This is a genomic window from Geobacillus kaustophilus (assembly GCF_000948285.1).
In the GTDB taxonomy this organism is placed as follows: Bacteria; Bacillota; Bacilli; order Bacillales; family Anoxybacillaceae; genus Geobacillus; species Geobacillus thermoleovorans_A.
Window position 1 is genome coordinate 521,598 of the sequence record NZ_JYBP01000003.1, and the last position, 11,672, is coordinate 533,269.

Consider the following 11,672-nt stretch of genomic DNA (forward strand, 5'->3'; position numbering starts at 1 on the left):
GCACATTTGTCGTTAATTCATATGTATGCTTGTCCAGCGAAAATATGCCTTCCTTGGTAAGGTCGTTGATTTCATGGGGAAAACACTTCAACAAATTTGAAAAACGGCATCACAGTTCTTCTTTGCATTTAAGGCTCGACAGCTTTGAAGATATTCTTGTTTTTTTGTCTTTACAGAAACTTAACAACCGCTTTATAAGGGCCTAACAATGTCCCGCTGCAATGGTCTTGTACGTTGAAAGTACGAAAACAAAACGGGGGGATTTCTTAATGTGGAGCAAACGAGTCAAATTGGGATTGGCCGCCTTGTTGATGACCGGCGTTTTGGCCGGCTGCGGGCAGACCGAAAACAACAATGCGGGCGGCAATGAAGAAACGCCAAAGAAAGAAGAAACCTACTCCGGCACCATTGCCCTAGCGGGATCTACAGCGCTTCAGCCGCTGGCAGAAGAAGCGGCGAACGCGTTTATGGAAAAATATCCGGACGTGTCGATCACCGTTCAAGGCGGCGGCAGCGGCACGGGCGTCAACCAAGTGGCGGCCGGCGCCGTGCAAATCGGCAACTCTGATGTGCCGGCGGCGGAGAAACTGGACGACAAATCGAAAGCGTCAGAGCTCGTTGACCATAAAGTGGCCGGCATCGCCTTTGCGATTGTGGTCAACGACGATGTGAACGTCGATAACTTAACGACAAAGCAAATTCAAGATATTTTCAATGGAAAGATCAAAAACTGGAAAGAAGTCGGCGGACCGGATGAAGCCATTCACGTGATCAACCGTCCGGCGTCATCGGGAACAAGGGCGGCATTTGAGAAAACGATCATGAAAGACGTGAAAATCAACGATTCGATCGGCACGGTCCAAGATTCAAACGGGGCGGTCGAGCAAGCGATCAGTTCGACGCCGGGTGCTGTTAGCTATGTAGCGATGTCGTATTTAATCGGGGAAAAGAAAAACTTGAAAACGGTAAAAATTGACGGCGCGGAACCGACGGTGGAGAACATCCGCACGGAAAAGTACCCGTTTTGGTCGTATGAATACATGATCACCAAAGGGGAAGCGAAGGAAGAAGTGCGAGCATTTATCGATTTTGTCAAGAGTGAAGAATTTGCGCCGACCGTTAAAAAGATGGGGTATATCCCGATGACGGAATTGGAGTAGAGAAGGGCGGAAGGCCGGCTCGTTAGGCCGGCCTTTGACAATGGAGGGATGAAGCCATGCAACAAATGCATACGAAACGGCGGAATCGCTGGCTTGAAGAATACATCGGCCGCACGTTTGCAGTCATCTGCGGCTGGCTGATCGTTCTGATTACGGTGACGATGATCATCTTCTTAGCGGTAAAGGGAATTCAGTCCTTTACGGACAGCGGTCTTTCGCTTTCCGACATGTTGCTTTCGGCGCAATGGGATCCAAACGGCACGCCGCCGAAGTATGGGGCGCTCATTTTTATTGTTGGCTCGATGCTCGTCTCGCTTGGCGCTTTGTTGATCAGTGCGCCGATCGCTTTGGCGTTGGCGATTTTCATGAACTTTATCGCTCCCAAATGGTTCGTTTCGTTGCTCAAGCCGGTGCTGGAGCTGCTTGTCGGCATTCCGTCGGTGGTGTATGGCTGGCTTGGGGTGACGATTCTCGTTCCGCTCATGCGCGAATGGTTCGGAGGCTCCGGCTTTAGTCTGCTTGCGGGGATCATCGTCCTTAGTATGATGATTTTGCCGACCATCACCAGCATTGCGGCCGACGCCTTAGCCAATGTCCCGATGGCGTATATGGAAGCATCATACGGGCTTGGCTCTACGCGTTGGCAGGCGATTTCCCGCGTCATCGTTCCGGCGGCGAAAGCCGGGATTGCCACCGGCGTCGTTTTCGGCTTGGCGCGGGCGTTTGGCGAGGCGCTTGCCGTGCAGATGGTGATCGGCAATACGATTAAGCTGCCTTCAGGCCTTGACAGCCCGACGGCGACGTTAACAAGTGTATTGACGATGGATATGGCGAATACGATCAACGGAACACCATGGAACAACGCGTTATGGACATTGGCGCTCATTTTGCTCTTGATCTCGTTTTTCTTCATTGCCGTGATCCGTTTGGTCGGCCCGAGAAAGGAGGGATAAGATGACAGCGCGAATGATCGATAAAGTATGGACAGGCATTTTCTATGCGGTGGCTGCTGCAGTCATCGGGTTGCTTATTTTCTTTTTTGCCGTTGTGTTGTCGAAAGGCGCGGGATTTTGGCAACCTGAGTTTCTGTTCGGACGGCCAAGCAATACGCAAGCGGGCGGCGGCATTGGTCCGCAGCTCATCAATTCATTTTATATGTTGGTTGTGACATTGCTTTTGTCGGTTCCGCTTTCGTTGGGAGCTGGAATTTATTTGGCCGAATACGCCAAACAGGGGCGGATCGTCGGGTTCATTCGCCTTTGCTTGGAAACGATGGCATCATTGCCGTCGATTGTCGTCGGGTTGTTTGGATTGTTGGCGTTTGTCACTTTGACGGGTTGGGGCTATACGCTGCTTGGCGGAGCGTTAGCTGTCACGATCATCAATTTGCCTGGATTGACGCGCATTTGTGAAACAGCGATTTTGGATGTTCCGTCCAACATTAAAGAGGGGAGTCTTGCCCTTGGAGCGACACGCTGGCAGACATTGGTCAAAGCGGTGCTTCCGGCCGCCATCCCGCAAATTGTCACCGGCGTCATTTTATCGGCTGGGCGCATTTTCGGCGAAGCGGCTGTTTTCATTTATACCGCTGGGCTGACGACCCCGATGCTTCGTTGGGATGCGGATTGGGGCAGCCAGGCCAACCCGCTGAACGTGTTTCGGCCGGCCGAAACGCTGACGGTGCATATTTGGAAATTGAATTCGGAAGGCATTGTCCCAGACGCGAAGCTGATCGCGGCCAAATCGGCGGCTGTGTTGATGGTGGCCGTTCTTTTATTCAATTTGGCTGCACGGCTCGCTTCTTCCTTGCTTGCGCGGTATTTCTCCGGGGGGCGGCGCGCGCGTCCAGGACGTGGAGAAAGAAGTAAAGCAGCGTAAGCACAAAAAAAGCTGTCCTGCATCGACAGGCAGCTTTTTTATATTTCCCGTTTGGCTGATGGCACTTCCTTGACGGCCAAAAAGAGGACGACAAGCGAAACGAACCAATGGATCAACGCGCCGTAGGGCACAACCGCCTGCACCGTTTCCATCACGGTGAAAAAGACGGTCGACAGCGTAATGGCGTAAGCCGACATCACCCATGTATGACGGTAGCGCAGCGTTTTGTCGAGCACGCCGGCAAAAATCAGGCCGAAAAAGGCAAAGATGCACACGCTGATAAATTTCCCGGCGCAGGCGAGGACGTATAAAACGAGCCCAAAAAGCGGGATGAGGACAGGGAGAAGCGACTGAAGACCGGCGATGAACGCGCGAACGTCTTCGTCGGTAATGGTCACGTCCGGAAACGTGGCATAGCTGTAATGCTGCGCCTGATGGCCGGCGACGAGCACGGCTTCATGCTTCAAGAGCGCGATGGCGTTCGGAAACTGCTCGACGTTCTTACTCGTCACTTTGCCGGTGCTGTCAAAAATGATCGTAAATCCGCCTTGGTCAATATGAATGGGCTTGGCTGCTGCTGAGCGAAGTTCACCGTTTTCAATCGCAAACGACGGCAAGTCGTTATGCAACAAGGCGCTCGTTGTGCGGACGCCTTCGGCGAGAGACACCGAAGCGTAGTAAAAGGTCGGAAGAATGGATAAGAACGTAAGCAAAAACAAATAGCCAATCGTTTTTCCGATTCCTTGGAATCGGAAGCGGGCGATGTCTTTTGGGGAATATAAGCTTTTCCACAGCTGGACAAATACGTTCATCACAGACACACCTTTCTTTGTCTCCTTTTCCATTGTAGCTGGGAAAGAGGAAGAATTCAACTTGGGACGAAGAAAAAAGCGGGCATCTTCCCGCTTTAGTCAGAAGGCAAATGAAAGGTGCCAAGCAAGGCGCGCCATTGCAACACCCGTTCATTTAGTGCATCGGCTTCGGAACGAATGGCAGCCATGGCATTGTGCTGGCCGTCGGTAAAATGTGAAATTTGCTCCATCGACGAAGCGATCTGTTGGGCGACGGTGGCAATCTCTGCGATATGTTCACGCATTTTCGCTGATTTGCCGCTCGATGGCGGCGAATTGCTCTGAAATTTGCAGCGTATGTGCGGATGAATGCGACACCATTGCAGTGATTTCTTCAAAGGCTTGTTGGCTTTCCGTGAACGTTTTTTTCGTTTCATCGAGTTGCTTTGCACTTTCTTTCATTGATTGAACCGCGGCCTCGATTTGGTTTTGCACATCTTGAACAATGGATTGAATTTGTGCCAACGCTTGTCCTGTTTGCGCCGACAGCGACCGGATTTCTTTAGCAACAACTGAGAAACTTGGTCTGTATGCAAAACCCCTTGCTTCTTTTTCAATATGTCGCGCACGACCTGCTTGGACAGCGTTTGGTTGGGCGAGGTTGGCCGTTTCGCTACCGTCTTTCCCGTTTCCGTTAAAATCAATTGCACCGGATGAAGGTGTAAAGCGTGGAATTTCCGTTCATTTAAGGCCAATGAATAGTTCAGTTTTTGAGAAAATGCTTCATTGGTCGTTGTAGCCTTTAAAATAGAAATTTTTTCAATCATAGTTTCGCTTGATAATTGCAATTGTTGCTGGATCGACTGAATAGCTGAATGGCGTCCTTGAATATAGCCGATTGAAGTGATGGCAAGGGCCGCCAACGTCGTTGTGAGCACCATTGCCGTCATGACAATTGTCTCAAGCCGGAAGGCGCTCCATAATGAACCTGTTCGTTTCGTTTCCATTTTCGCTGAGTTCCCCCTTAACTGGAAGCTACTTTATACTATATACTATAGCTTGTCATTATGAAGAAACGGTCAACGGCATGTTGAAAATATGTAAACAAAGGGGGAGAACAAGCAAATCGATTGAAACATTGTGCCAACTTTGGTAAGCTAATCTCAAACGGACGCTTTGGCGTTCGTGTACATACCAAATAAGGAGGAGATCGGTATGCCATTTGAATTGCCAGCATTGCCGTATCCGTACGATGCGCTTGAGCCGCACATTGACAAAGAAACGATGAACATTCATCACACGAAGCACCATAACACATACGTCACGAATTTGAATGCGGCGCTTGAAGGGCATCCGGATTTGCAAAACAAATCGCTCGAAGAATTGCTCAGCAATTTGGAAGCCCTTCCGGAAAGCATCCGCACGGCGGTGCGCAACAACGGCGGCGGCCATGCGAACCACTCGCTTTTCTGGACGATTTTGTCGCCAAACGGCGGCGGCGAGCCGACGGGTGAGCTGGCTGAGGCGATCAACAAAAAATTCGGCAGCTTCGCGGCGTTTAAAGACGAGTTTTCGAAAGCAGCGGCCGGCCGTTTCGGTTCTGGCTGGGCATGGCTTGTCGTGAACAACGGCGAGCTGGAAATTACGAGCACGCCGAACCAAGACTCGCCGATCATGGAAGGTAAAACGCCGATTCTCGGCTTGGACGTTTGGGAGCATGCGTACTACTTGAAATATCAAAACCGCCGTCCGGAATACATTGCCGCATTCTGGAACATTGTCAACTGGGACGAAGTGGCGAAACGGTACAGCGAAGCGAAAGCGAAGTAATCAACAAAGCGGGGCGAAACGAAACGCCCCGCTTTTTTAGCGATGGAGGGTGCAGGCAAAGGAAGCGGTTTTCTTTGCGCCGGGTGCATAGCCATAGCGGAAATGGCCACACTACCGGATAGATGAAAAGGGGAGTTTGCAATGGCATTTTTCCAAAAACTAACCGGTCAAGAACAAGTGAACCGCGACCTGCTTCTTTTGCTTTGCATCGGTGGGTTTTACGCGCTCGGTGTTTCCCTGTCGAACACGTTTGTCAACATTTATTTATGGAAACAGACCGGCGATTTCCGCGACTTGGCGCTATACAATTTGGCGATTGTCACGATGCAGCCGCTGACGTTTATTTTCGCCGGCCGGCTGGCAAAACAAATTGACCGCATTCTTGTTTTGCGGCTTGGTGTGTCGTGTTTAGCCGTTTTTTTTGTCACCGTTTTATTGGTCGGCTCTCGCGCCCATCAATATTTGCTTTTTCTCGGTGCGCTGCTCGGCGTCGGCTATGGTTTTTATTGGCTGGCGTTTAACGTGTTGACGTTTGAAATTACCGAACCGGAGACGCGCGACTTCTTTAACGGTTTTTTTGGGGTGTTGACCTCATCAGCCGGCATGATCGGGCCGATTGCCGCCGGCTATATGATTTCATCGCTCGCCGGTGCGAAAGGGTATACGTTCGTTTTCTCGCTGTCGCTCGGCTTGTTTCTTGTCGCCGTGCTGCTCAGCTTTTTCTTGAAGCGCCGCGCGGCTGCGGGGAAATATTTGTTCATCCGCATTTTAAAGGAGAGGAATGAAAACCGGAACTGGCGGCTCATTACGAATGCCCACTTTTTCCAAGGATTGCGCGAAGGCACGTTTGTGTTTATCATTTCCGTGCTGGTGTATGTCACTTCTGGAAGCGAATGGGCGCTCGGCAAATTCGGGCTTGTCAACTCGTTCACGTCGTTTGTCGCCTATTATGCCGTCTCTCGGCTGATCAAGCGTGAATATCGGATGAAAGCGATTTTGCTAGGAGGAGCGCTGCTATACGGGGCCATTTTCTTGATCGTTTTCCATCCGACCTATCCGCGCCTCATTCTTTATGCCATCACGATCGCCATTGCGTATCCATTGTTGCTTGTTCCGTATTCCTCCTTGACGTTTGACGTCATCGGGAAGAGCTGGAAATCGGCCGAGGCGCGCGTCGAATACATAGTTGTCCGCGAATTGTTTTTAAACGCCGGACGGGTGGCGTCGATTTTAGCCTTTTTAACGGCTGTGGCGCTCTTTGGAGAAGAGGTTGGCATCCGCGCGCTTATGTTTGTGTGCGGAGCCGGGCATTTGGCAACTTACTGGTTTGTCCGCCTCATTCGCTTCACCGATGACCGTCCAGAGCGCGGTCATCGTGAGCAGATTTTTCTTCGGCCGAAGCTGGACGACGAACGAGGCCGTTCGCCGGTGTGAGGGGCCAAGTTTTTCCCTAGCCATGCCCGCCTTTTTCTTTTACAATAGGGGGAGGGAAAGGAGGAACGGGGGATGAAACGGAAAAAGCGGGCGCAAGTGCCGATTCGGTTAAACATTTTGTTCTTCTTTGTTTTTTTGTTGTTTTCAGCGCTCATTTTGCGCCTTGGCGTCGTGCAGATCGTCTACGGTGAAGACTATCGGCGCGAAGTGGAGCGAACGCAGGATGAAATCGTCAGCACGCCGGTGCCGCGCGGCAAAATTTACGATCGGTTCGGCCGCGTGATCGTCGACAACACACCGCAAAAGGCGATTACGTACACGCGCTCCAAAACGACACAGCCGGAAGAAATATTGGACATAGCAAGGAAACTTGCCCAATACATCGACATTCCCGATGCGGAGAAAAAAGTGACTGAGCGCGATATGAAAGATTATTGGATTTTAACGCATCCGGAAGAAGCGAAACAGAAGGTGAGCGAACAAGAACGGAAAAAGCTCGCTGATCAAGGGCTGACGCAAAAAGAGATCGACAAAAAAGTGTACGAGTGGACGCTCGATCGCATCACCAAGCAAGATTTAGCGCAAATTTCGAAAGCGGAGCTTGAAGTGATCGCCATTAAACATGAGATGGAAAGCGGCTACGCCTTGACGCCGCAGACGGTCAAAAGCAAAGGAGTGACCGACCGCGAATATGCAGTCGTCAGCGAGCATTTGAGCGAGCTGCCCGGCGTCAATACGACGGTGGATTGGGACCGGAAATACGTCTATGACAACACATTCCGCTCTGTGCTCGGCAGTGTGACGGAAGAAGATGAAGGCGTCCCGCGCGAACGGCTCGATTACTTTTTAGCCCGCGATTACAGCCGCAACGACCGCGTCGGCAAAAGTTATTTGGAGATGCAGTATGAAGAAGTGCTGCACGGCAAAAAGGCAAAAGTGAAAAACGTTGTCGACAAATCGGGCAATGTCATCTCGGTCGAGCAAGTGTATCCAGGCGAGCGCGGCAAAGACCTCGTGTTGACCATTGATGCCGAGCTCCAGCAAAAGGTTGAGCAAATCATTCAACAAGAGATTCTGGCGACGAAGCGCAAAGGCCGGTCACCGCTCTTGGACCGGGCGTTTGTCGTCATGATGAACCCGAAGACGGGCGAAGTGTTGGCGATGGCCGGCAAGCTTCTTCAAGACGGCAAATTTGTTGACTTTGCCATCGGCAACATCACGTCCGCTTATGCGATGGGATCGGCGGTGAAAGGGGCGACCGTTCTCACTGGCTTTCAAACCGGGGTGCTTCATCCGAATACGTATATAAAGGACGAGCCGCTGTATATTAAAGGAACCCCGGTGAAAAAATCATGGAAGACGATGGGGACGATCAACGAGCTGACGGCGCTCAAGCAGTCGTCGAACGTCTATATGTTCAAAACAGCGATCGCCATCGGGGGCGGTGTGTATCGTCCGCATGCGCCGCTTCGCATCAATCCAGAGGCGTTTACGACGATTCGCCACTATTTCAGCCAATTCGGCCTTGGTGTGAAAACGGGCATCGATTTGCCAAACGAACTTAGCGGCTTCCAAGGACAAAGCACGCGCGGCGGATTTTTGCTCGACTTAGCCATCGGCCAGTACGATATGTATACGCCGATGCAGCTGGCGCAATACGTCTCGACGATCGCCAACGGCGGCTATCGGATGAAGCCTCAGCTTGTCAAAGAAATTCGTGAACCGTCGGCTGACGGAAAAAAACTTGGCCGGATCATGAAACGGTTCGAACCGGTTGTGCTAAACCGGATTGATATGAAGACGGAATACATCAAGCGGGTGCAAGAAGGATTCCGCCGTGTGATGCAAGAGCCGGGCGGAACGGCGTATTCGTACTTTGCGGGCGCTTCGTACAAGCCGGCCGGCAAAACGGGGACAGCGGAGGCGTTTTACGATGGACCGATCCAAAGCCGACGGAATGATCCAACGTACAACTTGACGCTCGTTGGCTATGCGCCGTACAACGATCCAGAAGTGTCGTTCGCCGTTGTCGTTCCGTGGGCGACGCAAGGGGAGAGCGATGGGATCAATGACCGGATCGGCCGCCGCATTTTAGATGCGTATTTTGAATTGAAAGCGAAGCGGGCGGCCGGCGGCGGGAGCAGCTTCGATGCGCAAGGCGGCGCGGAGGCCGCTGATGCGCGCTGACATCAAAGGCGCCTGAACGGGCGCCTCTTTTTTACGCTTGCAAAAAAATGGCTCTTCACCAAAAGTTGTACTTGATTTTTTCTGAACATACCCTATTTACGCTTGTGAGGGAAAATCAGCACGTTTTGCATATCTTTGTGCAGGAAACCGTATTGCTTGTCAAGTACATGTTGTGGTGAAGAGCCAAAAAAATGATGTTTGTTTACAAAAACTTTACATACCGTCCACACAGCGTTAACGATCGTTTTGTATGCTCATGATAGGAAAAACTCGATCTTCCGTTGCCAGTGAGGGCGGAAGGAAATGAAAGGAGTCACGCCGATGAGTACGATGGCGGTGGTGGAGCGCCGAAAGGAGGACATTCCTTCGGCCCAGTTGGTGAAAAAAGAGGTCGTTTACGAAACGAATGGACTGAACGTATGGTATGGCGAGCATCATGCGTTAAAACATATTCACCTGTCTTTTTATGAACGCGAGATTACAGCGATTATCGGCCCGTCAGGATGCGGCAAGTCAACCTATATCAAAACGCTCAATCGAATGATTGAGCTCATTCCAAACGTCCGGCTCGAAGGGGAGATTTTGTATCGCGGCCGCCGCATTTTTGACACGTCATACCCTGTTGAACAGCTGCGGACGCAAGTGGGCATGGTGTTTCAAAAGCCCAATCCGTTTCCAAAGTCGATTTATGACAACGTCGCCTATGGGCCGCGCATTCATGGGATCCGCGACCGGCGGCGGCTCGATGAGATCGTCGAAAAAAGCTTGCGCCAAGCGGCGCTTTGGGAGGAAGTCAAAGATCGGCTTCATGAAAATGCTCTCGGTTTATCGGGCGGCCAACAGCAACGGCTGTGCATCGCCCGCTGTTTGGCCGTCGAGCCGGATGTCATTTTAATGGATGAACCGACATCAGCGCTCGATCCAATTTCGACAGCGAAGGTCGAGGAGTTGATGGGCGAGCTGAAAACAAAATACAGCATCATCATTGTCACGCATAATATGCAGCAGGCGGCCCGCATTTCTGATCGGACGGCGTTTTTCTTAAACGGAGAAGTCATTGAGTACGGCGAGACAAAAATGTTGTTTTCTCGCCCAGCTGATCAACGGACGGCGGATTATATCGCCGGGCGGTTCGGATAAAAGCGGCCGGGTTGCGTCGGCAATGACGAACAAAAAGTTCGTTTCAAAAAAGGTGTGTTTCTTTCAAAAAAACGCGTTTGATGCGCAGACACAGCCTTAAGAAAAGGTGTCCCGATCCTTTGGGACACCTTCTTTCGTTATGGCTCGGCAATCAAACGGCCGATGGCTGCGTAGTCCATATCGCTCTTCACGTTGTAGACACCGGGGCGGATGGAGCGCGTCAGCCCATGTTGCTCCAAGTAGTCGTTGAAGGCGCGGGCGCTTTGAATGATGCCAGCCTCTTCAAGTTCGCGGGCAAATGTCTCTGGCGTATCTCCTTTCTTAATAACGAGTCGATAGACGTAAACGGTTTGCCCTGATGGTTCGGACATCTGCTTGGCCGACGCTTTCGGAGCGGCGTTCGGCTGAGCGCTGCGGAGCTTGTCGTATTCTTCTTTCGCCACAGCGACAAGCCCGTGCTGCTTAAGAAACGCCTTGACTTCCGCTTCTGTCGGCGCAGCGGGGGGCGAGGCGTAATACGAAGCGCCGATAAGCGACGTAGATAACAGCAAACCGAAGGCGAAGGAACGAATCGAACGTTTGTTCATATCCGCAATCTCCTTACCGCCCGCTCGACTTCTGAGACGGTCAAACCTGTTTCGCGGGCGATGTCTTCGAGCGGGAATCCTTGTTTATGCAAAAACAAGATGCGCCGATCGGCCGGCGGCAACGATCCGCCAAGCCGCGGCGAAGCGGACCGTTGTCGCTCTGGAATGAGGAGCTCCTCCTCGATGACTTGCAATCGCTTTTTAATCTGGTATGTTTCTTGCGCCAGCGAAACGGTCAAATGATCAATTTGTTCTTCGAGCGGTTTCAGTTCATCTTTAGCAAAAAAGGAAATAACAACAAGAATAATGGCTAGAGCTGCCAAAGCGATGATCGCATATTCCACCACGTGCATCCCTCCCCTTTTCACTATACCATATCATTCTCTGCTTGTGGCGTTCTTATTGAAAAAGATGAAATTTAGTGGTGGAAATCGCCACAGAAAAATGGTATCATAGAAAAGTCTGATTATATAAAGTTCGTTTGGAGGGAAAAAAGATGCGTGTGAACATCACATTGGCATGCACAGAATGCGGCGAACGCAACTATATTACGTCGAAAAATAAACGCAACAACCCAGAACGTTTGGAATTGAAAAAATATTGCCCGCGCGATCGCAAAGTCACGTTGCACCGCGAAACGAAGTAAGCAGTGGGAAGATGATTCC

Annotated in this window: 13 protein-coding genes; 8 read left to right on the forward strand and 5 right to left on the reverse strand. The window is 51.2% G+C overall.

Annotation, left to right across the window (positions count from 1 at the left end; genetic code table 11):
* The first annotated feature begins 269 nt into the window (after positions 1 to 269).
* Genes LG52_RS03090 through pstA form a run of 3 tightly spaced genes read left to right on the forward strand, consistent with a single transcriptional unit; the run spans position 270 to position 3,038 of the window.
* Positions 270 to 1,160 carry a phosphate ABC transporter substrate-binding protein PstS family protein gene (locus tag LG52_RS03090; RefSeq protein WP_044730817.1) on the forward strand — a complete coding sequence of 297 codons (891 nt, stop codon included), beginning with the start codon at positions 270 to 272 and terminating at the stop codon, positions 1,158 to 1,160.
* Between the two features lie 56 nt (positions 1,161 to 1,216).
* Complete coding sequence (gene pstC / locus LG52_RS03095) at positions 1,217 to 2,113, forward strand: phosphate ABC transporter permease subunit PstC (protein ID WP_082055831.1); 897 nt, start codon at positions 1,217 to 1,219, stop codon at positions 2,111 to 2,113.
* 1 nt (position 2,114) lies between these two features.
* Entirely contained in the window at positions 2,115 to 3,038 is a 924-nt protein-coding gene (gene pstA / locus LG52_RS03100) for a phosphate ABC transporter permease PstA (RefSeq protein ID WP_044730818.1), read from the forward strand.
* A 38-nt stretch (positions 3,039 to 3,076) separates the two neighbouring features.
* Here the strand turns inward: pstA and LG52_RS03105 are convergent, their stop codons facing one another.
* The 3 genes from LG52_RS03105 to LG52_RS19420 all read right to left on the reverse strand — a co-directional run bounded on the left by LG52_RS03105 (position 3,077) and on the right by LG52_RS19420 (position 4,564).
* Complete coding sequence (locus LG52_RS03105) at positions 3,077 to 3,850, reverse strand: DUF1189 domain-containing protein (RefSeq protein ID WP_044730819.1); 774 nt, start codon at positions 3,848 to 3,850, stop codon at positions 3,077 to 3,079.
* Positions 3,851 to 3,945: 95 nt separating this feature from the next.
* Entirely contained in the window at positions 3,946 to 4,134 is a 189-nt protein-coding gene (locus tag LG52_RS03110) for a hypothetical protein (RefSeq protein WP_044730820.1), read from the reverse strand.
* On the reverse strand, positions 4,127 to 4,564 hold the full coding sequence (locus LG52_RS19420) for a methyl-accepting chemotaxis protein (RefSeq protein ID WP_082055830.1): 438 nt from the start codon (positions 4,562 to 4,564) through the stop codon (positions 4,127 to 4,129). The genes LG52_RS03110 and LG52_RS19420 overlap by 8 nt, the downstream gene beginning before the upstream one ends.
* A 480-nt stretch (positions 4,565 to 5,044) precedes the next feature.
* Between LG52_RS19420 and sodA the strand changes: the two genes are divergently transcribed.
* The 4 genes from sodA (at position 5,045) to pstB (ending at position 10,420) form a co-directional block, all read left to right on the forward strand.
* A complete protein-coding gene (gene sodA / locus LG52_RS03120) occupies positions 5,045 to 5,659 on the forward strand; it encodes a superoxide dismutase SodA (protein WP_044730821.1) in 615 nt (204 codons plus the stop codon).
* A gap of 141 nt (positions 5,660 to 5,800) precedes the next feature.
* On the forward strand, positions 5,801 to 7,093 hold the full coding sequence (locus LG52_RS03125) for an MFS transporter (RefSeq protein WP_044730822.1): 1,293 nt from the start codon (positions 5,801 to 5,803) through the stop codon (positions 7,091 to 7,093).
* Between the two features lie 72 nt (positions 7,094 to 7,165).
* Positions 7,166 to 9,280, forward strand: coding sequence for a peptidoglycan D,D-transpeptidase FtsI family protein (locus tag LG52_RS03130; RefSeq protein WP_044730823.1), 2,115 nt, complete (start codon positions 7,166 to 7,168; stop codon positions 9,278 to 9,280).
* Positions 9,281 to 9,610: 330 nt separating this feature from the next.
* Positions 9,611 to 10,420 carry a phosphate ABC transporter ATP-binding protein PstB gene (pstB, locus tag LG52_RS03135; RefSeq protein ID WP_156133524.1) on the forward strand — a complete coding sequence of 270 codons (810 nt, stop codon included), beginning with the start codon at positions 9,611 to 9,613 and terminating at the stop codon, positions 10,418 to 10,420.
* A gap of 137 nt (positions 10,421 to 10,557) precedes the next feature.
* On the opposite strand, the gene LG52_RS03140 is transcribed toward pstB, so the two are convergent.
* Both LG52_RS03140 and LG52_RS03145 read right to left on the reverse strand, forming a co-directional pair.
* On the reverse strand, positions 10,558 to 11,007 hold the full coding sequence (locus LG52_RS03140; RefSeq protein ID WP_044730825.1) for an endolytic transglycosylase MltG: 450 nt from the start codon (positions 11,005 to 11,007) through the stop codon (positions 10,558 to 10,560).
* Positions 11,004 to 11,354: a sigma factor-like helix-turn-helix DNA-binding protein gene (locus LG52_RS03145; protein ID WP_044730826.1), complete on the reverse strand. Its 351-nt coding sequence runs from the start codon at positions 11,352 to 11,354 to the stop codon at positions 11,004 to 11,006. Before LG52_RS03145 ends, LG52_RS03140 begins: the two co-directional genes overlap by 4 nt.
* A gap of 149 nt (positions 11,355 to 11,503) precedes the next feature.
* Between LG52_RS03145 and rpmG the strand changes: the two genes are divergently transcribed.
* Positions 11,504 to 11,653: a 50S ribosomal protein L33 gene (gene rpmG, locus LG52_RS03150; protein ID WP_011231931.1), complete on the forward strand. Its 150-nt coding sequence runs from the start codon at positions 11,504 to 11,506 to the stop codon at positions 11,651 to 11,653.
* Positions 11,654 to 11,672: the final 19 nt, after the last annotated feature.

Bases quoted from the DNA above. Each gene is read 5' to 3' on its own strand.
- pstC (WP_082055831.1), top strand. From the start codon at position 1,217: ATGCAACAAATGCATACGAAACGGCGGAATCGCTGGCTTGAAGAATAC.
- LG52_RS03105 (WP_044730819.1), bottom strand. From the start codon at position 3,850: ATGAACGTATTTGTCCAGCTGTGGAAAAGCTTATATTCCCCAAAAGAC.
- rpmG (WP_011231931.1), top strand. From the start codon at position 11,504: ATGCGTGTGAACATCACATTGGCATGCACAGAATGCGGCGAACGCAAC.
- LG52_RS03110 (WP_044730820.1), bottom strand. From the start codon at position 4,134: ATGCGTGAACATATCGCAGAGATTGCCACCGTCGCCCAACAGATCGCT.
- LG52_RS03140 (WP_044730825.1), bottom strand. From the start codon at position 11,007: ATGAACAAACGTTCGATTCGTTCCTTCGCCTTCGGTTTGCTGTTATCT.
- LG52_RS03125 (WP_044730822.1), top strand. From the start codon at position 5,801: ATGGCATTTTTCCAAAAACTAACCGGTCAAGAACAAGTGAACCGCGAC.
- sodA (WP_044730821.1), top strand. From the start codon at position 5,045: ATGCCATTTGAATTGCCAGCATTGCCGTATCCGTACGATGCGCTTGAG.
- pstB (WP_156133524.1), top strand. From the start codon at position 9,611: ATGGCGGTGGTGGAGCGCCGAAAGGAGGACATTCCTTCGGCCCAGTTG.
- pstA (WP_044730818.1), top strand. From the start codon at position 2,115: ATGACAGCGCGAATGATCGATAAAGTATGGACAGGCATTTTCTATGCG.
- LG52_RS03130 (WP_044730823.1), top strand. From the start codon at position 7,166: ATGAAACGGAAAAAGCGGGCGCAAGTGCCGATTCGGTTAAACATTTTG.
- LG52_RS03090 (WP_044730817.1), top strand. From the start codon at position 270: ATGTGGAGCAAACGAGTCAAATTGGGATTGGCCGCCTTGTTGATGACC.